General features: G+C 73.2%; 20 protein-coding genes. 10 read left to right on the top strand and 10 right to left on the bottom strand.

The annotated features are described in order from the left end of the window. The first annotated feature begins 151 nt into the window (after positions 1-151). Positions 152-757, top strand: a complete 606-nt coding sequence (locus Phou_RS01145; protein WP_173052741.1) for a phosphatase PAP2 family protein — start codon at positions 152-154, stop codon at positions 755-757. Between the two features lie 418 nt (positions 758-1,175). Here Phou_RS01145 and Phou_RS01150 read toward each other — a convergent pair whose 3' ends face one another. Continuing rightward, a complete protein-coding gene (locus tag Phou_RS01150) occupies positions 1,176-2,399 on the bottom strand; it encodes an MFS transporter (RefSeq protein ID WP_173052743.1) in 1,224 nt (407 codons plus the stop codon). 61 nt (positions 2,400-2,460) lie between these two features. Here Phou_RS01150 and Phou_RS01155 point away from each other — a divergent pair, with 61 nt between their 5' ends. Continuing rightward, positions 2,461-2,919: a MarR family winged helix-turn-helix transcriptional regulator gene (locus Phou_RS01155; protein ID WP_173052745.1), complete on the top strand. Its 459-nt coding sequence runs from the start codon at positions 2,461-2,463 to the stop codon at positions 2,917-2,919. A 402-nt stretch (positions 2,920-3,321) separates the two neighbouring features. On the opposite strand, the gene Phou_RS01160 is transcribed toward Phou_RS01155, so the two are convergent. From Phou_RS01160 to Phou_RS01170, 3 genes are all read right to left on the bottom strand, one after another. Further along, entirely contained in the window at positions 3,322-4,431 is a 1,110-nt protein-coding gene (locus tag Phou_RS01160) for an endonuclease/exonuclease/phosphatase family protein (protein WP_173052747.1), read from the bottom strand. Positions 4,432-4,491: 60 nt separating this feature from the next. Next, positions 4,492-5,775: a vanadium-dependent haloperoxidase gene (locus Phou_RS01165; protein WP_173052750.1), complete on the bottom strand. Its 1,284-nt coding sequence runs from the start codon at positions 5,773-5,775 to the stop codon at positions 4,492-4,494. Between the two features lie 162 nt (positions 5,776-5,937). Then, positions 5,938-8,364, bottom strand: coding sequence for a glycoside hydrolase family 3 N-terminal domain-containing protein (locus Phou_RS01170; protein WP_218578608.1), 2,427 nt, complete (start codon positions 8,362-8,364; stop codon positions 5,938-5,940). A 199-nt stretch (positions 8,365-8,563) separates the two neighbouring features. Here Phou_RS01170 and Phou_RS01175 point away from each other — a divergent pair, with 199 nt between their 5' ends. Beyond that, positions 8,564-9,361, top strand: a complete 798-nt coding sequence (locus Phou_RS01175; RefSeq protein WP_246273118.1) for an SDR family NAD(P)-dependent oxidoreductase — start codon at positions 8,564-8,566, stop codon at positions 9,359-9,361. Between the two features lie 440 nt (positions 9,362-9,801). Here Phou_RS01175 and Phou_RS01180 read toward each other — a convergent pair whose 3' ends face one another. After that, entirely contained in the window at positions 9,802-10,200 is a 399-nt protein-coding gene (locus tag Phou_RS01180; protein ID WP_173052752.1) for a hypothetical protein, read from the bottom strand. Further along, a complete protein-coding gene (locus Phou_RS01185) occupies positions 10,161-11,003 on the bottom strand; it encodes a hypothetical protein (RefSeq protein WP_173052754.1) in 843 nt (280 codons plus the stop codon). Before Phou_RS01185 ends, Phou_RS01180 begins: the two co-directional genes overlap by 40 nt. 66 nt (positions 11,004-11,069) lie before the next feature. Here Phou_RS01185 and Phou_RS01190 point away from each other — a divergent pair, with 66 nt between their 5' ends. From Phou_RS01190 to Phou_RS01200, 3 genes are read left to right on the top strand one after another with little or no spacing between them, the layout of a single operon-like run. Next, on the top strand, positions 11,070-11,750 hold the full coding sequence (locus Phou_RS01190; protein ID WP_173052756.1) for a TIGR04222 domain-containing membrane protein: 681 nt from the start codon (positions 11,070-11,072) through the stop codon (positions 11,748-11,750). Positions 11,751-11,797: 47 nt separating this feature from the next. After that, a complete protein-coding gene (locus Phou_RS01195; RefSeq protein WP_173052758.1) occupies positions 11,798-13,000 on the top strand; it encodes a cytochrome P450 in 1,203 nt (400 codons plus the stop codon). Beyond that, positions 12,997-13,221, top strand: coding sequence for a ferredoxin (locus Phou_RS01200; protein ID WP_173052760.1), 225 nt, complete (start codon positions 12,997-12,999; stop codon positions 13,219-13,221). Before Phou_RS01195 ends, Phou_RS01200 begins: the two co-directional genes overlap by 4 nt. 186 nt (positions 13,222-13,407) lie before the next feature. Here the strand turns inward: Phou_RS01200 and Phou_RS01205 are convergent, their stop codons facing one another. Further along, the gene (locus tag Phou_RS01205) at positions 13,408-14,316 is read right to left on the bottom strand and encodes a MerR family transcriptional regulator (RefSeq protein ID WP_173058040.1); all 909 of its coding nucleotides are present in this window, start codon (positions 14,314-14,316) and stop codon (positions 13,408-13,410) included. A gap of 88 nt (positions 14,317-14,404) precedes the next feature. Between Phou_RS01205 and Phou_RS01210 the strand changes: the two genes are divergently transcribed. Both Phou_RS01210 and Phou_RS01215 read left to right on the top strand, forming a co-directional pair. After that, a complete protein-coding gene (locus tag Phou_RS01210; protein ID WP_173052762.1) occupies positions 14,405-15,316 on the top strand; it encodes a phytoene/squalene synthase family protein in 912 nt (303 codons plus the stop codon). After that, the gene (locus Phou_RS01215; RefSeq protein ID WP_173052764.1) at positions 15,316-16,506 is read left to right on the top strand and encodes a cryptochrome/photolyase family protein; all 1,191 of its coding nucleotides are present in this window, start codon (positions 15,316-15,318) and stop codon (positions 16,504-16,506) included. The genes Phou_RS01210 and Phou_RS01215 overlap by 1 nt, the downstream gene beginning before the upstream one ends. Positions 16,507-16,518: 12 nt before the next feature. Here Phou_RS01215 and Phou_RS01220 read toward each other — a convergent pair whose 3' ends face one another. After that, positions 16,519-17,004 (bottom strand): pyridoxamine 5'-phosphate oxidase family protein, encoded by a 486-nt coding sequence (locus tag Phou_RS01220; RefSeq protein WP_218578610.1) that lies wholly within the window; start codon positions 17,002-17,004, stop codon positions 16,519-16,521. A 134-nt stretch (positions 17,005-17,138) separates the two neighbouring features. Between Phou_RS01220 and Phou_RS01225 the strand changes: the two genes are divergently transcribed. Next, positions 17,139-17,651: a GNAT family N-acetyltransferase gene (locus tag Phou_RS01225; RefSeq protein WP_173052766.1), complete on the top strand. Its 513-nt coding sequence runs from the start codon at positions 17,139-17,141 to the stop codon at positions 17,649-17,651. A 7-nt stretch (positions 17,652-17,658) separates the two neighbouring features. Here the strand turns inward: Phou_RS01225 and Phou_RS01230 are convergent, their stop codons facing one another. Together Phou_RS01230 and Phou_RS01235 are read right to left on the bottom strand one after the other, a co-directional pair. Beyond that, complete coding sequence (locus Phou_RS01230) at positions 17,659-18,543, bottom strand: hypothetical protein (RefSeq protein WP_173052768.1); 885 nt, start codon at positions 18,541-18,543, stop codon at positions 17,659-17,661. A 55-nt stretch (positions 18,544-18,598) separates the two neighbouring features. Then, positions 18,599-19,462 carry an alpha/beta fold hydrolase gene (locus tag Phou_RS01235; RefSeq protein WP_173052770.1) on the bottom strand — a complete coding sequence of 288 codons (864 nt, stop codon included), beginning with the start codon at positions 19,460-19,462 and terminating at the stop codon, positions 18,599-18,601. A gap of 118 nt (positions 19,463-19,580) precedes the next feature. Here Phou_RS01235 and ligA point away from each other — a divergent pair, with 118 nt between their 5' ends. Beyond that, positions 19,581-21,662 carry an NAD-dependent DNA ligase LigA gene (gene ligA / locus Phou_RS01240; RefSeq protein ID WP_173052772.1) on the top strand — a complete coding sequence of 694 codons (2,082 nt, stop codon included), beginning with the start codon at positions 19,581-19,583 and terminating at the stop codon, positions 21,660-21,662. Positions 21,663-21,681 lie beyond the last annotated feature (19 nt).

Genomic DNA, 21,681 nt, shown 5'->3' on the forward strand with positions numbered 1-21,681 from the left:
GGCGCCTGGCGCCAGATGGCGGCGCCTGGGCCCGGCGCAGCCCGGCAAGGATTTCGAGACCGGGTCTGGGACCCGTCGATACGGTGTCGACGCGTCGTCTATCGGCACGGGGTGTGCTGTGAAACGTTCCAGGCTCGGGAGGTGTTGGGGGATGACGGCGGACAGCGCCGCGGTGGAGGCGGACCACCGGTTCGCGCGTGCGGTCACGGAGACGTTCGCACCACCCGTCGTGGCGGCCGCGATGGTGGTGGCCTTCGCGCTGACCGGCGCGCCCTCGCTGCGCACGGGCGTGGGCTGGGCACTGCTCGCGGTGCTGTTCACGGCCGCGGTGCCGTACGCGATCGTGTGGGCCGGCGTCCGCCGCGGCCACCTGACCGACCACCACATCGGCGTACGCGAGCAGCGCCGCACCCCCCTCCTGCTCGGCCTGGCCTCGTGCCTGGCCGGCATCGGCGCGCTAGCGCTGCTCGGCGCACCCCGCGCGCTGACCGCCGCGGTGGTCGTCCTCTTCACGACCGGCGTGGCCATCACCGCGGTCAACCAACTCTGGAAGCTGAGCGCCCACGCCGCGGTCGCGGCCGCGTCGGCGGAGACCCTGGTGATCGCGTTCGGCCAGTGGATGACGCCGCTCTTCCTGGTGGTCGCCCTGGTCGCGTGGTCCCGCGTCCGCCTGGGCGACCACTCCCCCGGTCAGGTGGTGGCGGGCGCGATCGCAGGCGTCGCCCTGGCCCCTCCGGTGTACGTGCTGGTCGCCTGAGGCGGGGCGCCGCCCGCAACCGGCCTGGACCGCCGGCCCTCAGGTCCGTGACGGCCCACCGAGCGCGCGTGATCGTGGACGTCCGGTGCCCCTCGCAGGGCAGCGAACGTCCACGATCCGCCGGCGGCCGTTCCGGTCCATCCCCGCCAGTGCACGCCCTCCCCGGCCGCGGTCCGGGCTGCCGCTGACGCGGCCCCACCCACCGCGGGGGCTCAAACGACCGGCCGAGCGAGCGACGTACCGCCACAGGGGACGGAGATCTGGCCGCTGAAACGCACCCCCAAGCGGCGGGAATTCGCATCCGGTTCGAGGCGGATCCGTTCGGCCGAGAGCCCGGTCCACGCGGCGATCCGCGACATGCAGGCCGCCGGGATCGCACGCCAGGCGACCGCGGAGGGCGAGACAGGCCAACCGAATGTCAGTACGCCTCGCCGACGGCTTCCTCGGGGGTGCGCTGGGCGCGCAAGGCCCGCCGGTTCCACACGACGCGCTCGCCGTGGCCGGCGGCCATGATGTGGCCGAAGGCCAGGAAGACCAGCACGCCCGCGCCGAGCACGGCCGTCGCCACCCAGTACGGCAGGGCTAGCGAGTGCTCGGCCAGCTTGCCCGCGATGATCGGCGCGGGCGCCGCCGCGCCCCAGCGCACGAGGTTGAACGCGCCGGTCGCGACCCGGCGGTCGCCGCCGCCCAGGGCCAGGGCTAGGTCGGTGAGGTTGGCGTTGGCCAGGCCCATGAAAAGGCCGGAGGCGACGAGCACGACGATCGACTCGGCGAGGCCGCCCGAGGTGGCCAGCAGCACCAGGCACACCAGCAGCCCCGCGATCGCCACCCCCACCGTCTGCACCGCGCCGATCCGGTGCGCCAGGCGGTGGCCGACCACCAGGATGCCGGCCGCCAGGCCCAGACCCCAGCCGGTGAACGCGAGGCCCAGCGGGATCACGTCGATGCCGAGGAAGAGCGGCGTGTAGCCGAGGATCACGAAGAACACGAAGTTGTACGCCGCCGTCACCGCGCACAGCGCCACGAACGCGGGCCTCCGGTAGGCGCGGCCGATCTCGGCGACCCGTACCGCCGGCTGCCTGGTCGTGGGCTCCCGCAGCGCGCCGGCCGCCACCGCGAGCGCCACCAGCATGAACATCCCGCACACGAAGAACGGCAGCCGCCAGCTCACCTCGCCCAGCAGCCCACCGAGCAGCGGACCGACCGCGAAGCCGAGGCCCAGCGCGGTCTCGAAGAGGCCGACGACCCACTCGCGGTCGTTGGCGAGAGCGACGAGCACGACCATCGCGGTGGCGAAGAAGAGCGCGTTGCCCAGGCCCCACACGCCGCGCAGGACGGAGAGCTGCGTGATGTTGCGGCTGAACGAGGCGAGGATCGCCGCGACGCCCACCACGCCGACGCCGGTGACGAGCACCCGCTTGTACCCGAACCGCCCGGTGGCCAGCACGGCCGGGATCATGCCGATGGCCATGACCGCGATGTACGCCGTGAAGAGCAGCTCCACCTGCCACGCCGTTACCCCGATCGCCTCGCCGATGGCCGGCAGGATCGGGTCGACCACGGCGATGCCCGCGATCGCGAGGAACGCCACCAGCGTGGTGGCGTAGATGGCCTTGCGGTTGGGTTCGTCGCGCCGCGCCACGCGCGCCACCTCCGAGCTGAACTAGCTGTATCTTACAGGTATCTCCCTGTATCATACAGCTATGACCGCAGGTGAGACCCCGCTCGAACGGATCGAGACGCAGATCGCACTCCTCATGCGCCTCGGCGAGACGACCCGGCGAGCCACGCCGGTCGCGGCACACCGGGCACTGGACCGCGCGGCCTACGTGATCCTGCGCCACCTCGCCGAAGCCGGCCCGCAAAACGTCTCGGCGCTCGCCGACCGGCTGGGCCTGGACGGCTCGACGGTCACCCGGCAGGTCTCCGCCATGCAGCGGGACGGCCTCGTGGCCCGCCAGGCCGACCCGCGCGACGGCCGGGGCACGGTGATCGCACCGACGGGTTCGGGACTGCGGCGGATGTCCGCCGTGCGCGCGGCCCGCACCGAGCTTTACGGGCGCGTCCTGTCCGCCTGGACCGAGGCAGACCGCGAGCAGCTCGCCGACCTGATGGGCCGCCTCATCGACGCCCTGGAAGCCCATCGCCGCAACACGCCCTAGGGTCTACCTGGAGACCTTCGCGGTCAGGGTGAGCCTCGTTTGGAGACTTCAATCCAAACGAGATGTGAGCTGCCGCGATGTGCGTCGTGGTCCGGACCGTTGCTCCCGCGGCCTCACCGTCCGCGGTCGCCAGGCTCAGCCCCAAGACCCGCTCCTGCTCGGCAGTCACGGACCGATGCGGCACCGTCGGGGAGAGCTTTACAACCGTCAGCGACAATCCGTTGGCCGCAAGCGGCGCCGCAGTCGAGCCCGAGTTAACGGCGAGCTGCCGCTTCACCCGCGGTTGCCGCTCACCCTCCGCGGTCGCCCAGCTCAACCCAGGAGCCCGCTCCGGGGTGAGCTCGCCCACCGCGGAGGGTGAGGCCGCGGGAGCCGCGGTGGGCCCGAAGACGGCCAGCGCCCCTACAGGTCGATGTCGGCGTAGATGCAGGCGTGGTCGGAGCCGGCGTGCACGGCCTTGGTCATCGTGTCGTAGATGGGCCACAGCACGCCGCGCTTGCCGCCCCACACGCCCTTGCGGAAGATGCCGCCCCCGGTCGTGCGGGCCCACAGCGACGGCGACAGCAGCACATAGTCGATCTTGCTTCGGGCGGTGCAGTAGCCGTACGTGCCGGGGCGTCCACCGTCCGCAAAGGACGGATGGGTGGAGATGTCGCGCAGGTCCGTGCCGTGCAGCAGCGGGGCCAGCGGCTCGCTCTCCGGGGTGTCGTTGAGGTCGCCGACCACCGCGACGTCGGTGATGCCGTCCGCCACCAGGTCGCGGTAGATCTCGGCGATGCGGCTGGCCTGGCGGCGGCGGGTCGTGTCGGAGGCGACCTTGCCGCCGTAGCCCTTGCTCTTGAGGTGGTTGACCAGCACGACGAGCCGGCCGCCACTCGGGGTGGCGAAGTGGTACTCCGGGCAGTCGCGGCTGAACACGCGGCCCACCTCGTCGGTGTCGTCCACATGGCTGCGCTGGCCTATAAGCGGGTACGCCGCGGTCGCCAGCACGCCCACGTCGATCCCGCGCTCGTCGTTGCCGTCGACGACCATCACCTGCGGGTACCTCGGCACGCCGCCGACCAGCAGGCCCGCGTCGGTGAAGCGCTTGAGCGCGATGCGGTTTTCCGCCTCGATCACGCCGAGGATGTCCGCGCCGACGTCGTGCATGACCCGCGCCGTGTTCAGCATGCCCTGCTCGTCGACGCGGTCGGTGGTCAGCTCGACCCAGCCGATCCAGTCGCCGCGGCCCTTCGCCACGACCAGCACGCCGTCCTTGCGGGAGCGGCGCAGCAGGCGGCCGCGGTTTTGCCGGAGCCGGGCGAAGCGCGCGCTGTCGCTGTTGAGCAGGTCGAGCTTGCGCAGCAGGCGCAGGATGCCGGCCTGGATGTCCGGTGTGTACAGCGGCTCTTCGAGGAGCTCACAGATCTGCTCGTACGCCTCGAGCGCGGGCCGCCCGGCCGACCAGGTGCGCTGGTCGAGGGCGCGGGCCCGGTTGAAGAGGTTTTCCACGTTGTAGGTGCCGATGCGCACGAGCTAGAGAGTAGGGCCGCAGGGCCGGGCCTGTACGGCCCGGCCCTCCGGCGGACGGTCCTATCGGGTTGGCCTGAAGTACCGCGGAATCACGTACGCCGCGGTCTTCGCGCCGATGACGGCACCTTGGGCGTCGGCACTGCGGTAGTGGATACCGCCCCAGATCCGGGCCTCGTTGACCTCTCTGAGGGCACCGGAGAAGCTGGTGAAGTACCGGGTCGTACCGGTGTCGGCACTTGTCGCGCTGAAGGACTTGCGGTCGGTGCCGTAGAAGTGCGACAGCATGGCCATCGACGCGGCCGTGTAGCACGTGTGGCCCGACGTGTAGTCCGGGAACGGCGGCGTGACGAGCAGCGGCATCCAGGACGGGTCGGCGACGGTCGCCGGGTTGCCGTCACTCGCCGCCTCCTGGATCGCCGTGACCGGGCGCCAGAAGTTCCACTTGTACTTCTCGTAGTAGCAGGCGATCAGCGAGTCCGTCTCGGTCATGTCCACCATCGCGAACATGCGCGCGGCCTGCAGGTTGGTCAGCCCGTTGTTGACCGCGAGCTGCCGCTTGATCTCCCACTCGGTCAGCCTGCGGTCGTGCCACCATCTCGCGGCGTCGGTCTGGTCGGCAGTGCGCGTGGTGCTGTTGACCGCGCCGATCGCCTTCACCTCGTTGAACTCCCGCGCGTACTGGGAGCTGGTCAGCGCCGGCGGGCCCGCGGTGGTGAAGCTGGAGTTCCTGGGGATCAGGAACGGCTTGACGTCCATCGTCCACGCGCCGTCCGAGGCGAACGTCGGTGGGGTCGGCCGCCACTGCCCGGGCGCGGTCGAGGGCCGCCAGGTGCGCGTACCGAAGGCGCCGTCGTTGGTACGCGCCACGATCATCGCGGCCGCCGTCCTCTGGCCGATCGCCGCACCGGCGGTCTTCGGCGTGCCGTTGGGGATGCCGGCCATGAAGGAGTCGTACTTGGCCTGGATCGCCGCCTGCTGTGCCGGGAAGAGCCACTCCAGCGTGCGGAACGCCGCCGTCGCCACCGCGGCGTCGACCGACTCGGTGCCCGTCGCCGCCGGAGCGCCGAGGTACGGCTGGTACGGCTTGCCCGCGATCGCGTTGACCGCGTCGTAGATGGCGCCGTGCACGATGGCGAAGCTGCGGCCCTGTGCGTTCGGAGCCTGCCGCGCCACGTCCCAGATGGACTCCTGGGCGAGGGCGTCCCAGGTGACGACGGCGTTGGGGGTGGGCGCGGCCGACGCCGAGCCGCTGGTCGAGCTGAGGAGGAGTGGCGACGAGAGCGCGACGGCCGCGGCGAGAGCCACTCGCAGCGCGGAACGGCGCGTCCGACCTCTTCGTGTCATGGGTTCTCCTTGCTGTGTGCCCGCATGGTCATTCCACAGGCGAGGGTCAACGGAGATCGACGGCCAGAAACGTACTCTGTGTGCGCCAAACGCGACCGCCCGTGAGCCATGGCCGTTCGGATGGTGAACCAACCGGTTCGGTGGAGGCGCGCGCGCCGTCCCCTATCCCGCGGCGCAGGCCGTCCCGTTGAGCGTGGCACCGGTCGGGGGCGAGTTCGTGCCGCTGTACGTCGCCTGGAACCCGAACGTCACGCTGCCACCCGCCGGGATGGTCGCGTTGTAGTCACGGTTGGCCGCGGACACCTGCGTGCCGCTCTGGGTGACCGAGGCGCTCCAGGAGTTGGTGATCGCCTGGTTGCCCGGGAACGCGAAGCGCACCGTCCACCCGCTCACCGGAGCCGACCCGGCGGTGATCCGCGCCTCGGCGACGAAGCCGTTCTGCCACTGGTTGCTCACCGTGTACCGGAAGGTGCACGAGGCCACGCCCGCGGTCGGCGTCGTCGGCGCGGCCGTGGTGGCCGGCGGCCGGGTGGTCTGCACGGGCGGCGTGCTCTGCGGCGGCCGCGTGGTCTGTACCGGCGGCGTCGTCTGCACCGGCGGCGGCGTGGACACCGACGGCGAGGGCGACGGGGTGGTGGGGCCGCCCGGGTAGGTGAGGCCGAAGCCGTACGCGAACAGGGGCGGCTTGCCGTCGCCCACGTTGATCGGCTGCTGGGAGACGCTGCGCATCCAGGTCACCGGCAGCTTCGCGCTCGGCTTGTAGTCGCCGAACAGCACGTCCGCCACGCCCTGCCCCTCGGTGCCGGGCAGCCACGCGGCGACCAGCGCCGCCCACCCGTCGACCTGCGCGGCGATGTCCAGCGGGCGGCCCGAGACCAGGACCACGATCACGGGTACGCCCGACGCGCGCAGCCGCGACAGCACCTGCAGGTCGGCGGTGTCCAGCCCCATCGCGCCGGTGCGGTCGCCCTGCCCCTCGGCGTACGGGGTCTCCCCCACCACCGCGATCGCGGCGCGGAAGGAGGAGTCGATGCCGGTGCCGTCCCGGTTGTACGTGACCGTGGCGCCCGAGCCCACCGTCGCGCGGATGCCCTGCAGGATCGTGGTGCCCGGCGTGGTGTTGCCGGCCGCGCCCTGCCACGAGATCGTCCACCCGCCCGACTGGAGGCCGATGTCGTCGGCGCTCTTGCCGGCAACGAAGATCTTGCCGCCGCTCTTGGCCAGCGGGAGCACGTTGCCGTCGTTCTTGAGCAGCACCTGCGAGCGGCGAACCGCGTCGCGGGCCAGGTCGCGGTGCGCCTGGTTGCCGACGGTGGAGGTGAGCGCCCGGTCGGTGAAGCGCCGCTCGAAGAGCCCCAGCTCGAACTTCTTGGTCAGGATGCGGCGGTTGGCGTCGTCGATCCGCTCCATCGGGATGCGGCCGGCGTCCACCTCGTTGCGCAGCAGCTGCAGGAACTGCCGGTAGTCCGTTGGCACCATCACCATGTCGACGCCCGCGTTGATCGCGGTGCTGATCTCCGCGCCGGTGAAGCCGCGCTGCCCGTCGATCTGGTCGATGCCCGCCCAGTCCGTGACCACGAAACCGGTGAACCCGAGCTCGCCCTTGAGCACGTCGGTGAGCAGCTGGCGGTGGCCGTGCAGCTTCTGCCCGTTCCAACTGCTGAAGCTGACCATGATCGAGCCGACGCCCTGCGCGATGGCCGCCTGGAACGGAGGCAGGTGCACGGCCCGCAGCTCGGCCTCGGAGATCTCGGTGTTGCCCTGGTCGCGCCCGCCGGTCGTGCCGCCGTCGCCGACGTAGTGCTTGGCCGTGGCGAGGATCGACGTGGGCGCGCCGAGGTCGCCGCCCTGGAATCCGCCGATGATCGAGGTCATCGAGGTGGCGATCTCGGCCTGCTCGCCGAACGACTCGTACGTGCGGCCCCACCGGTCGTTGCGCGCCACGCACAGGCAAGGCGCGAAGGTCCAGTCGATGCCGGTGCCGGCGACCTCCTCGGCGGTGGCGCGGCCGACCGCCTGCACCAGCCCGGGGTCGCGGCTCGCGCCGAGGCCGATGTTGTGCGGGAAGATCGTCGCCCCGCGCACGTTGTTGTGCCCGTGCACGGCGTCGATGCCGTAGATGACCGGGATACCGAGCGGCGTGGCCTGTGCCGCGCTCTGGAACCCGTCGTACATGTCCGCCCAGCCGGTCGGGGTGTTGTTGGCCGGTGCCGAGCCGCCGCCGGACAGGATCGAACCGATGCGGTACGCCGCGATGTCCTGCGGGCTGGTCAACGCGGCCCGGTCGACCTGCGCGAGCTGGCCGAGCTTGTCTTCGAGCGTCATCCGCCCCATGAGGTCCGCGACCCGCTCGGGCACCGGCTGCGCCGGGTCCTGGAAGGCCGGCACCGCCCGGTTGGCCGTCGCCCCCGCGTCGTGTGCCGGCCCGACGAGATCGAGCGCGGACGCGACGAGCGTGGCCGCGGCGAGGCACACGCAGGCGACCGTGACCGCGATCATCGTGCGCCCGTGGCTGTCCAGGCGCAGGACCTTGCGGTGCTGCGCCGGAGCGTTGGGCTCCTCGTCTTCGGCGGGGGGTGTTGCGGACATGCGGGCACTCCTTGACGCTGTGGTGACGAGCGAAAGCGCCGGTCGCACGCGACCGGCGGAATGCCCGGAATCCCGCAGTGACCCGAATCTATGCGTATCCACCCGGAGCGGTCAAGGCCGTCCCACACCCGCGTCGCGCGCCTGCTCCGGGCGTCGCGTTCTCCCGCCGGTCAAGCCCGCGGCCCCATAGGGTCGAGGCGTGATCCCGATCGACCTGAGCGGCAGGTCCGCGCTCGTCACCGGCTCGACGCAGGGCATCGGCCGGGCCATCGCCGCCGGCCTGGCCCGCGCCGGAGCGTCCGTCGCCGTCAACGGCCGCGGCGCCGAGTCCGTCGACCGCGCCGTCGCCGCCCTCACCGCCGAGGTGCCGGACGGCCGCTTCACCGCCGCGCCCGGCGACGTGGCCAGCGACGAGGGCACCGCCGCGGTGCTGGCCGCCGCGCCCGCGGTCGACATCCTCGTCAACAACCTCGGCGTTTTCGGCGCCCGCGAGGCCCTGGAGATCACCGACGACGAGTGGCGCCGCTACTTCGAGGTCAACGTGCTCACCGCGGTCCGCCTCACCCGCGCCTACCTGCCCGGCATGACCGGCCGCGCCTGGGGCCGCGTGCTGAACATCGCCAGCGACTCCGCGATCGTCACCCCCGCCGAAATGATCCACTACGGGATGTCCAAGACCTCGCTGCTCGCCGTCTCGCGCGGCTTCGCCAAGGCCGCCGCCGGCACGGGCGTCACCGTCAACTCGGTGATCGCCGGCCCCACGCACACCGGCGGCGTCGAGGACTTCGTGTACCAGCTCGTCGACCGCTCACTGCCGTGGGAAGAGGCGCAGCGCGAGTTCATGCGGCGGCACCGCCCGCAGTCGCTGCTGCAGCGCCTCATCGAGCCGGCCGAGATCGCCAACCTCGTCGTCTACCTCAGCTCCCCGCTGGCCTCCGCCACCACCGGCGGCGCGGTCCGCGTGGACGGCGGCTACGTCGACGCCATCCTGCCTTAGGACCTCTTCGAGCCTCAGGACTGCTTCGAGCGGATATGCCCCGGTCCGCGCCACCTGCGGACCGCATGCTCCCGCGGGCACCGCTCCGGTCGGCGGCTCGCAGGGCTCGCCGAGATCCCCGACCTCCGCTGCCGGGCCCGCGCGGCAAGCCCGGCCCGGCTCGACCGCCGCGACGGGTTAGATGAGCGCTGCCGCTGTGCCCGCGGTTGCCGCCTCATCCTCCGCGGTCGCCCAGCTCATCCCAGGAGCCCACTCCAGCAGATCTTGGCAAGTTGGCGGCGAAATAACGCGCTAACTCACCAAGGTCCCGAAGCCACACCGCCTGCACCTGATCGACAGTCACCGACCGCGACGACCGCGCCGAACTGCGGATGGACTCACGCACTCCCGCCTCGAAAGATCTGCAGAAGCACGGGTAGGGGCACCGTGAGCTGGAGGCTCTAGTCGCCGCTCCACTGGGCGGGTTCGGGCTGCTTGCTCTGCCGGACGGCGAGGTAGACGGCGCGGACCGCGAGGGTGCGTTCGACCTCGTCGAGGATCGGCGCGAAGAACTGGCGGCGGTGGTCGGCGTCGCTCATCGAGGTCACGGCGAAGTACATGCTGCCGAACCCGGCGAACAGCGTCGCGTTGCGCAGCAGTGCCACCGGTACCGCCGGGAACAGCGCCGACCGGGCCGGCTCGGCGCCGATCCACTGCTCGGCGGTCTCGGGCGTCACGACCAGCAGTCCCAGCACGAGGAAGAACGCGAACAGTGCCAGCCCCACCACCGCCGCCTGCACGAGCTGCCGGGTGGCGAGCATCAGCAGCAGGTTGCGGGACTGGCGGCCGTTGAGGGGCACCGGGCGGAGCGGGCCGTCGGGGCGAGCTCGTCGATGGGCGCGTCGGCCAGAGGGGTGCCCGCGCAGGCCGCGGACAGGCGGGGCGGGCTGAGGTCCTGCTCGACGCGGCCGACCTCGTCGCGCAGGCGGGCCGCCGCGGCGAGGATCGTGACCGCCGCGAACAGTGCGACCACGAGCGCCAGCCGCCACCAGCCGAGGCGGTTCATGGCCTGCCACAGCTCGCCGGTGAAGAACAGGAAGAGCGTCACGAACAGCAGTGCCGGCAGCGCCCGCCCGAGCAGGTGCACGCTGTTGCGCAGGTCGTAGACCGCGTGCCGGACCGCGCGGCCGACCAGGGCGCCGAGGCCGTAGGTGGTGGCCAGCAGCGTGCCGGCGAAGACCGCGGCGAAGAAGATGCCGAACCCGACCAGCCCCACCGCGCCGCCGCCGGGTGGGGTGACGGCACCGTCGACGGCGAGCTGCAGCAGGGGTACGGCCACGGGCATCAGCGCGTAGCCGGCGAGGATCGCGACGGTGACGCCGCGGGACAGGTGCAGCCCGCGGCGGGCGAACGCGCCGACCACCCACCGCACGACCACGGTCGCCACCACGACGGCGCCGAGCAGCACCCAGCGCCGGGAGCCCGCCGAGCGCAGCGGCACCAGCCACGCCAGGCTCGCCACCGCCACCAGCGCAAGCGACGGCAGCATGCGGGGCAGCACGTGGGTGGCGAAGCCGTACCCCTCGATCATGGTGGGCACGCCGCGCCGCACGAACCAGCGCTCGGTCCGGCGCGCGAGAGCCCGTGAGGCGGTGAACGGCACAGCTAGATCATGCACGCCGCGGCCGCCGCGGGTGGGACACGTGCGGGCGTGCCGCACACTGCGGGCATGCGTCAGATCGAGGGGCTCACCGCCACCGGGATCGGCCACCTGCGCGGCGGCCGCTGGGGCGCCGTCCGCACCGGCCTCGCCATGCTCCACGCGCGTGAGGCCGTGGTCGCCGGCCGGGACGGGAGAGTGCGGCGCACGGGGTCGAAACCGCGCGGTGCCGAGCCGCTCGAGCAGGCCCTTTTCGGCGCGCTCTACAGCGACACGGGCCCGCGCGAGCTGGCCGACCACCAGCGGGTCCGGGCGGCCGTCGGCGAGGTGCGGCGCGACCTGATCCGCCGCAAGCTCGTCCGCCCGCAGCGGCGCCGGGTGCTGGTGCCGCTGGCCCTGGCGGTCGTGCCGCCCTACGTGCTGGCGCGGCTCATCGACGTGATCGGCGCGCCGATCGGCCTCGCGGCGACGGTGGTGCTGGTGGGAGTGGCGTGCTGGTTTCTGCCGCGCCGCACCCTCGCCGGCGCCCGCGCGCTGCGCCACCTGCGCGACCTGCATCCCGAGCCCACGTCCCCGGGCGGGTCGGCCGACCGGCTCGGCCCCGCGGTCGCGCTGTACGGCAACGCGGCGCTGCTCGTCGCGATGCCCCGGTTCGCGCGGGAGGGTGGCCTGCTCGACGGCGGCCGCCGGTCGGTCTTCCACGGCGACGGTTCGCTCGAGTCGTCCTCGTCGACGCTGGGTGCGCCGTAGCGGCAGAAGTCCCAAACGATCGATAACCTTCAGTACGATGTGTTGACATGACGGATACCCAGCGTCCCGTACGCGACTACCCGTTCAGCGCCCCGGACCGCCTCCACCTCGACCCCTTCTACGCCGAGCTGCGGCGCACCGAGCCGTTGACGCGGGTGCGGATGCCGTTCGGCGAGGAGGTCTGGCTCGCCACCCGCCACTCGGACGTGCGCACCGTGCTCGGCGACCCCCGCTTCAGCCGCGCCGCCAGCGTCGGGCGGGACGAGCCACGGATCACGCCGCGGCCGATCGAGGGCGGCATGCTGTCGATGGACCCGCCGGAGCACAGCCGCCTGCGCCGGCTCATCGCCAAGGCGTTCACCGCGCGGCGGGTCGAGCTGCTGCGGCCGCGGACCCGGCAGATCGCCGACGGCCTGATCGACCGCATGGTCGAGGACGGGCCGCCGGCCGACCTGGTCGAGCGGTTCGCGACGCCGCTGCCCATCACAGTGATCTGCGAGCTGCTCGGCGTCCCGGTCGAGGACCAGGAGCACTTCCACGCCTGGTCGGAGGCGATCGTGTCGACCACGTCGCTCACCCCGGAGGAGATCAAGCAGTACCTGGAGAGCCTCTGGGGCTACATGGCCGGCCTGATCGCCGAGCGCCGCGTGCGCCCGACCGACGACCTCATCGGCGCGCTGGTGCGGGCCCGCGACGAGGACAACGACCGGCTGAGCGAAGACGAGATGGTGCGGCTGGCCGCCGGCCTGCTCGCCGCCGGGCACGAGACCACCGTGACGCAGATCCCCAACTTCGTGTACGTCCTGCTCACCCACCCCGACCAGCTCGACCGGCTGCGCGCCGCGCCGGAGCTGGTGCCCGTGGCGGTCGAGGAGCTCATGCGGTACGTCCCGCTCGGCGTCGCCTCCTCCTTCGCCCGCTACGCCCTCGAAGACGTGGAGCTGGGCGGCGTGCTCGTCCGCGCCGGCGAGCCGGTGATCGGCTCGCTCTCGTCGGCCAACCGCGACGAGAGCGTGTTCGCCCGGCCGGACGCGCTCGACCTCACCCGCTCGACCAACCCGCACATCGGCTTCGGTCACGGCGTGCACCACTGTGCCGGGGCTCAGCTGGCCCGGATGGAGCTGCAGGTGGCCGTCGCCGCCCTGCTGGAGCGCCTGCCCGGGCTGCGGTTCGCGGTGCCGGAGCCGGAGCTGGTGTGGAAGAGCGGCCTGCTGGTACGCGGCCTCAAGCACATGCCGGTGGCCTGGTGAGTCCACAGTGGCAGGTGTCCGTCGACTCCGGACGGTGCATCGGGGCGGGCACCTGCGCGGGCACGGCGCCGCGGCACTTCACGCTGGTCGACGGCCGCTCCAGGTCGACCGCCGAGCGGGTCGAGCCCGACGAGGACGCGGCCGCCGCCGCCGAGCTCTGCCCGGTCACCGCGATCACCATCCGCGACCCCAGCGGCGCCGTCATCGCCCCCGAACCCTAGAGATCCAGCCCAGGCCGGGACGGCCGGCGCCTGCCGGTTGCGCGAGGCTCCGGAGGGGGCAGGGCGCCGGCGGGAAGCACTGGAGCTCGACCCCGCGGAGGGTGAGGCCGCGGGAGCAACGGTCCGGACCACGACGGGCGTCGCGGCAGCTCGATGTCTTCTGGAAATGATCTTTCGGCGCCCGGGCTAGCCCACGCTGGGGAGCCAGCGGAGGGCGAGGTCGACGGCCTCGCCGAGGCTGGCGGGGCGGACGACCGACGGTGGCAGGCCGGCGCTCGGCCAGCCGGGGCCGGCCGCGGCGACCAGCGGGGTGCCGCGCAGGCCGCCCAGCTGCTCCATGGAGGCGGTGGCCGGCGCCTGCGACCAGAGCATCACGACCGTGGGGCCGAGGCGGGCGACCACGGCGGCGAGCGCGCGCGGCGGCACGCGGGCGCCGAGCAGCAGCGAGCGGTGGCCGCGCTCGGCGAGGGCGGCGGCGAGCGCTTCGAGCGGGAGGCTGTGCTGCTCCTCGTCGGCGCAGGCGAGCAGCGTGCGCGGCGCCGGCGCGCCGGCTGGGCGGGGCACGGCGGCGAGCGCGTCGGAGATGGTGCGGGACAGCAGGTGCTCGACCTCGACGAGGGCGCCGCTGCCGGCGTGCCGGTCGCCGACGCCGGCGAGGACCGGGCGGAGCAGGTGGTCCCAGGTGTGCAACACGCCGCGCTCACCGATCATGCGGGTGATGACACTCGACATCGTGGCGACGTCCAGGCGCATCGCGGCGCGGGCCAACCCCCGCGCCTCCGGACCGGCACCGCCCACCGGGATCGTGTTGCCACCCCCGGCTCGCCCGCCCGTGGTGACGACCGGCCCGGCGGCGACTTCGAGGGGGTGCATGGCGAGCGCGGCCCGCGCGGCCTCCGCGGCGGGCATCCCCTCGCCGGTCAGGCGGCACATCACCTCGAGGCGGGACAGGTCCTCCCCGGTGTACCGCCGGTGGTGGCGGGCCTCGTGCTGGTCCGGGCCCAGCCCGTACCGCCGGTGCCAGCTGCGCAGCGTGGTGACCGCGACGCCGAGGCGGCGAGCCACTTCGCCGGCGCTCAGCCCTTCCTCGGTCACCCTAGTTCCCACGGCGCCAGGGTAACGTACGGTAGGGTAAGAGTTGCATCGGTTTCCGCATCGAAAATTTCCAGTACGAAGGAGCGGGATGGACCCGGCACTCGCCGCCGCGTACGCGCGCTGCCGCGCCCTGCACCGCCGGCACGGCCGCAGCTACTACCTGGCTACCCGCCTCCTGCCTGCCTGGAAACGCCGCCACGTCCACGCGCTGTACGGGTTCACCCGCTACGCCGACGAGATCGTCGACCGCACCGACGGCCTCTCGAACGCCGAACGGGCGCGGCAGCTGGCCGACTGGTCGGACAGGTTCATCGCGGGGCTGGCCGGCGAGCGGGTCGACGACCCCCTCCTGCCCGCGGTGCTGCACACCATCGACGAGTTCGCGATGGACCGCACGGACTTCGCCACGTTCCTCGGCAGCATGGCGATGGACCTGGAGGTCCGCGACTACGCCACGTACGACGACCTGCTGTCCTACATGGAGGGTTCGGCCGCCGCGATCGGCACGATGATGCTGCCGATCCTGGAGCCCGCCGACCGCGCGATGGCCCGCGAGCCGGCCCGCCAGCTCGGCCTCGCCTTCCAGCTCACCAACTTCATCCGCGACGTGGGCGAGGACCTCGACCGCGGCCGGGTATACCTGCCCCGCGCCGACCTGGACATGTTCGGCGTCACCCGGGGCACCCTCCGCGCGGCCGCGGAGCGCCGCGAGTCCTCGCCCGCCATCCGGGCCCTCATCGCGTACGAGGTGGGGCGCGCCCGCGAGCACTACGCCGCCGCCGCGCCCGGCGTGCCGATGCTGGCACCGGCCTCCCAGGCGTGCATCAGGGCCGCCTACCACCTGTACGGCGGGATCCTCGACGAGGTACAGCGCGCCGGGCACGACGTCTTCGTACGGCGGGCGGTGGTGCCCAACCGGCGGCGCCTGGCCATGGTCGCCCGGTGCCTGTTCACACCGCCCGGCACGCCGGTCGGGCTCCCCGCGGCGAGGGGGATCTGATGCGGACGGCCGTCGTCCTCTTTACCCGTGACCTGCGCGTGCGCGACAACCCCGCGCTCCACGCCGCCTGCGCCGCGGCCGAGCGGGTGGTACCGCTCTTCGTGGTCGACCCGCGCATCCGCTCCTCCCCCAACCGGCAGCGCTTCCTCGCCGAATGCCTGGCGGACCTGCGCGAGTCCTTCCGCGCGCGCGGCGGCGACCTGGTCGTCCGCCACGGCGACCCGGTCGAGGAGGCGGTGAAGGTGGCCCGCGAGGTGGACGCCTTCGGGATCGGGCTGGCCGCCGACCACAGCGCGTACGCGGCCACCCGCCAGCGCCGCCTCACCAAGGCCTGCGATGCCGAACGGTTGGCGCTCAAGCTCTTCGACGGCGTGACGATCGTGCCGCCCGGCGCGCTGAAACCGACCGGCGGCGGCGACCACTACCGGGTGTTCACGCCGTACTGGCGGGCGTGGCAGGGGGTGCGCCGCCGCGAGGTGCACGCCGCACCGCGCCGGGTCACGCTTCCCGACGGGCTGGCGGTCGGCCGCCTCCCCACGGCGACCGTGACCGGCGGCTCGCCGGACGTGGTGCCGGGCGGCGAGGGCGCGGCCCGCGAGCGGCTGTCGGCGTTCCGGCGGCGGGCCGGTGGGTACGCGGAGGGCCACGACGACCTGGCCGGGGACCGGACGTCGCGGCTGAGCCCGTACCTCCACTTCGGATGCGTGTCACCGCTCACCGTGGAGTCCGCTGTGGACTCCCCCGAGCTCGTGCGGCAACTGTGCTGGCGGGACTTCTACCACCAGGTGCTCGCCGGATTTCCGGAGCTGCCCCGCCGGGCGTACCGCAGTGGTGCGACCGAGAAGTGGCGGGACGACCACGACGCCCTCGACGCGTGGAAGGAGGGGCGCACCGGCGTGTCCATCGTGGACGCCGGCATGCGGCAGCTCGTCGCCGAGGGCTTCATGCACAACCGCGCCCGGCTCGTCACCGCCAGTTACCTCACCAAGCACCTGGAGGTGGACTGGCGGGAGGGCGCGGCCTGGTTCGCCCGCTGGCTGCTCGACGCCGACGTCGCCAACAACTGGGGCAACTGGCAGTGGGTGGCGGGCACCGGCAACGACACCAAGCCGTACCGCCGCTTCAACCCGGAGCGGCAGGCGCAGCGCTTCGACCCGGACGGCGAGTACCGCCGCCGCTACCTGAGCTGACTGACTCGTCGGTCAGGTGAAGATCCAGCGGGTCGGTGAGCCGCTGAAGTCGGCCTCGACCATGCCCATCGCCCACGTGGGCACCAGCCGGTACGTCGCGTTGGCGAGGAAGAAGTCGACGGCGAGGCCCCCGCCGTACTTGGCGTTGACCCGCTCGGTGAACGCCTCGTTTGCCGACCGCCCGGCCTCCCGCACGACCGTGCCCTCCAGGATCACCGGCTCGTTCGGATCGCTGGTGGTGACTGTGGCGCGGGGGTCACGCTCCAGGTTGCGCGCCTTGCGGGAACGCGGCCCGCAGCTGAACCACACCGCCTCGCCGTCCCACACGCCCCACACCGGCGTCATGTTGGGATGGCCGTCGGGGTGGATGGTGGCCACCCAGTAGTCGTGGGAGCGCTCCAGCCGCTCGGCCGCCCACGACCAGGGCAGCAGCCCGCTGCCGGCATTCGGGGCGGCGACCCCGTAGTCCGGCATGTGCGGGCGACTGGCGGTGGGCACGCCATCACACTACGCCCGCCCGGAGGCCCACGCAGCGGTCGTCACGCGGGCCCGGCCCAGGCAGCGGGCAGGCCGGCCGGATGGCTAGCCTGGGCACGTGCCGACACTCAACGACCGCGGGCGCGGGGCGGCCCGTGACTGAGCTGCGCACCGAGCGGCTGCTGCTGCGCCACTGGCGGGAGGGCGACCTCGACCCGTGGGCGGCGCTCAACGCCGACCCCGAGGTCCGCGCCCACCTGGGCGGCCCGCGCACGCGCGAGCAGAGTGCCGCGTCGATGGCCGAGTTCGAGGCTGACCTCACCGCGCGCGGCTGGGGCTGGTGGGCGGTCGAGGTGGTGGCGAGCGGCGAGCTGGCCGGCTTCGCGGGGCTCGACCCGGTCGACGAGGAGCGGACATTCGGCGGCATCGAGATCGGCTGGCGCCTGGCCCGGTCCGCGTGGGGCCACGGCTACGCGACCGAAGCGGCCCGGGCGGTGCTCGCGTACGGGTTCGACACGCTCGAGCTGCCCGAGATCGTGGCCGAGACGATGCAGGACAACGTGCGCTCACAGGCGGTCATGCGCCGCCTCGGCATGACGCACGTGCCGGCCTACGACTTCACCGAGGCCGACGGCCGGCACGTGGTCTTCCGCATCGCGCGCCCGTGAGAGCCCGCTACGGCGCCAGCCGGTCCACCGCCAGCGTCGCGTAGCCCACCAGGTCTCCGTCCAGGAAGGGCACCCGCTCGTCCCGCCCGGCTCCGCCCGCCCACGCGCGCAGCTCGTCCACCGCCTCCTGGCCGGCGCCCGCCCCGAAGACGCGCACCTGCCCGATCGCCGTGGCCCACCGCACGACCGGCCGCGCGTCGTCGAACTCGTTCGCCGCCCCCAGCAACCCCATCGACACGCGCGCCGTCGCCGCCAGCGCGTCGTCCACATCGGACCCCGCGGTCGCGGCGAGCGCCGGGAGGGTGCCCTCCGCGTCCTCCGGAAACCACCCCAGCAGGTACGCCGCGGCGGTGCGCACGCCCGTGTCGTCCTCCCGCAGCAGCGCGCGGTAGAGCGGGACGCCCCGCCGCACCGCCTCGTACGCCGCGAGCGACACGTGCGCCAGCATCGCCTCTTGCTCCTGCGGCGACAGCGCCTCGATGTACTGCGCGTCGCCCTCGTCCTCGTCCCACTCGTCGTCACCCGGATGCGGCGCGGCCGCGAGCAGCATCGCGCCACCCTCCGCGGCGCGGCGCTGCTCCTCGATGGGGAGGCCGTCGGGGAGCCAGAACTCGTCGTACCCCACCGCGATGGCCGCGAGGAGCCGCACCAGCTCGCCCTGGTCGGCACACTCCACGTCGGCGAGCACCTCGAGCAGGAACGGCACCGCGTACGCCGTCGCCTCGTAACGTGTGCCCTGGTGGAAGATGTTGCCGTACAGCTGCCAGCGCGCCTTCTCCCGCCGGTCCGGGTCGGTCGCGCACAGGTCCTTTATGAGATCGGGTACGTCGGTGGCCGGCCCGTAGGCATGCGTGATCCGGGCCCAGTCGACGCCGTCGAGTCGCTCCAGCACCGCTGCATCGTGCCATCCCGCGCGCTGGTAGGCGTACACCAAGCGCGGCGGGCCGCTAACGGTGCACGCGACCGAGGAAGTCGCGGATCAGGGCGGCCGCCTCCTCCAGGTGCGTCTCCAGCAGCCAGTGCCCCGCACCGTCCAGCAGGTGCAGCTCGGCGTCCGGCAGGTCGCGCAGGTAGGCCCGCGCCGCGCCGGCCGGCATGTACCCGTCGTGCGGTCCCCACACGATCAGCGCGGGCGGCCGGTGCTCGCGCAGGTACGCCTGCTGCCGCCCGAACCACGCCACCGTGCTGCCCTGGTCGGCGAGGAGCGTCGTGACGTGCTCGCGGCGTACCGGGTCGCCCAGCACCGCCCACGACAGCCGCCACAGGTCGGGGCTGACCCGCTCGCGCAGGTGCGCGGGGATCTCGCCCACGAACTCGTCCCGGAAGCCCTCCTCGCTCACCGCCGCCTTCAGCTTCTCCCGGCCCTCGGGCGTGGGGTCGGCCCAGTACTCCTTGAGCGGCGCGTACTTCGGCCCGTGCTCGTCCGGGTAGATGTCACCGTTCTGGATGATCAGGGCGGCGACCCGCTCCGGCGCCGACATGGCCAGCCGCAGGCCGAACTGGGAGCCGTAGTCCTGCAGGTAGATCGCGTACCGGTCGAGGCCGAGCAGGTCGACGAACCGGCGCAGGAAGCCGGCGTACGCGTCGAACGTGTACGCGAAGCCGTCCGGCGCGGCGCTGTACCCGAAGCCGGGGTAGTCGGGCGCGACAAGCCGCCACCCGTCGGCCAGCGCGGCCATCAGGTGGCGAAACTGGAACGACGACGAGGGGTACCCGTGCGGCAGCAGCACGACCGGCGCGCCCGGCGGCCCGGCCTCGCGGTAGAAGGTGCGGATGCCGTCCACGTCGACGGTGCGGTGCGCGATCGTCATTCCCGGTCCGTACCCGCACGGGCGGCGACCTACCCTCCATGGCCCCCCGTCCTCGCGCCTCACGGGTCCGACCAGCCACAATGTTCGGCGTACACGCGAGGCTGAGGGGGCGGCGAGCATGCGGGACCTGGTGGATCCGGTCGATCCGGTCGTGGACGCGGCGGAGGCGGCACCGTTCGAGGACGCCGGGGAGTACCGCGCGGCGGTCGAGCGGATCCGGGGCGCCGCGGAGGCGTACTACAGCGGGTCCGACCTGGCGATGGACGACGCCACGTACGACGGGCTGATGGCCCGCGTGCTGGCCACCGAGGCGACCCGGCCGGAGTGGAAGGAGGCCGGCTCGCCCACCGAGGCTGTCGGCGCCGGCGGCGGCGTGGTCGGCGACATCGTGCACAGCGAGCCGATGCTGAGCCTCGACAACGTCTTCGGCGAGGACGAGCTGCGCAAGTGGGCCGAGCGCCTGGAGAAGATCCTCGGCCGCCCGGTCAGCGGGTACACGGTGGAGCCGAAGATCGACGGTCTGGCGATCGCGGCGCGGTACACCGATGGGGTCCTGACCCTGGTGGCGACGCGGGGTGACGGGTTCGCGGGCGAGGATGTGACCGCGCAGGCCCGCCGTGCCGCGGGCCTGCCGGCGCGGCTGCGCCAGCCGGTGACCGTCGAGGTGCGCGGCGAGGTCTTCATGACCGACGACGACTTCGTCGCCGCGCAGGCGATGCGCACCGGCAACGGCGAGCCGCCGTTCGCGCACCCGCGCAGCGCCGCGGCGGGCACCCTCCGCGCGCCGAAGCGGCCCTACGACGCGCCGCTGTCCTTCCTCGCGTACTCGGTGCACGGCATCCCCGAGCCGATGGCGCAGTCGGCGGCGATGGCGTGGCTGGCGGAGCTGGGGACGGCCACCACCGCGTACTCGCTCTGTGCCACGGTCGAGGAGGTGAAGGCGGCGGTCGAGGCGATCACCGCCGCCCGCGGCACGCTCGGCTACGGGGTCGACGGCGCGGTGGTCAAGGCCGACCAGCCCGCGGACCGCGCGGGCGCCGGCTCGTCCAGCCGCGCGCCGCGGTGGGGCGTGGCTTACAAGTTTCCGGCCGACACCCGCACGACCAAGCTGCTGCGCATCGAGGTCCAGGTCGGCCGCACCGGCGTGATCACTCCGGTCGCGGTGCTCGAGCCGGTGCAGGTGGGCGGCGTGATCGTCACCTCGGCCACGCTGCACAACTTCGAGGATCTGGTACGCCGCAACGTGCGCGCCGGCGACACCGTCTTCGTCCGCCGCGCCGGCGACGTGATCCCCGAGGTCACGGGCGCGCAGCTCGACCTGCGGCCGGAGGACTCGGAGCCGTTCGAGCCGCCGGCCGCCTGCCCCCGCTGCGGCGGGGAGATCGACCGGTCGCAGAAGCGGTGGCGGTGCACCCAGGGCCGGGCGTGCGGCGCCAACATATCGCTGGAGTACTACGTCGCCCGCACCTCCATGGACATCGAGGGCCTCGGCGACCGCATCCTGCAGGCGGTGGTCACCGCGGGCCTGGTCACCGACCCGGCCGACCTCTACGACCTGGACGTGCCCACCCTCGCCGCCCTCGAACGGCTCGGCGACGTCTCCGCCACCAAGCTCGTCAACAACATCCAGGGCTCCAAGTCGCGGCCCCTGTCCCGCGTGCTGACCGCGCTCGGCGTGCGCATGATGGGCCGCTCGATGTCACGGCGCCTGGCCGCGCACTTCGGCACGATGGACGCGCTGCTCGCCGCCTCGGTCGACGAGCTGCAGCGGGTCGACGGGGTGGGCCCGGAGCGCGCGGTCACGATCGCCGCCGAGCTCGTCGAGCTGACCCCGCTCATCACGAAGCTCGCCGCCCGCGGCGTCAACATGACCGAACCCCGCGGGGCCGCTCCCGCCGCGTCCGCGTCCGCGCTGCCGCTCCAGCGCGCGGACGGCTCGCCGATGACGGTGGTGGTGACCGGCGCGGTGCCCGGCCTCACCCGCGACGAGGGCAACGAGGCGGTGGAGCGGCTGGGCGGCAAGCCCTCCGGCTCCGTCTCGAAGAAGACCGACCTCGTCGTGGTCGGCGACGGCGCCGGCTCCAAGGCCACGAAGGCCGAGCAGCTCGGCATCCGCATCCTGCCCGCCGACCGCTTCGCCACCCTGCTCCAGGCCCACGACGCCGGCGACCAGGACGCCGTCGCCGACATCCTCGCCTAGTGCGGTGACCGCTATGGTT

The organism is Phytohabitans houttuyneae (assembly GCF_011764425.1).
In the GTDB taxonomy this organism is placed as follows: domain Bacteria; phylum Actinomycetota; class Actinomycetes; order Mycobacteriales; family Micromonosporaceae; genus Phytohabitans; species Phytohabitans houttuyneae.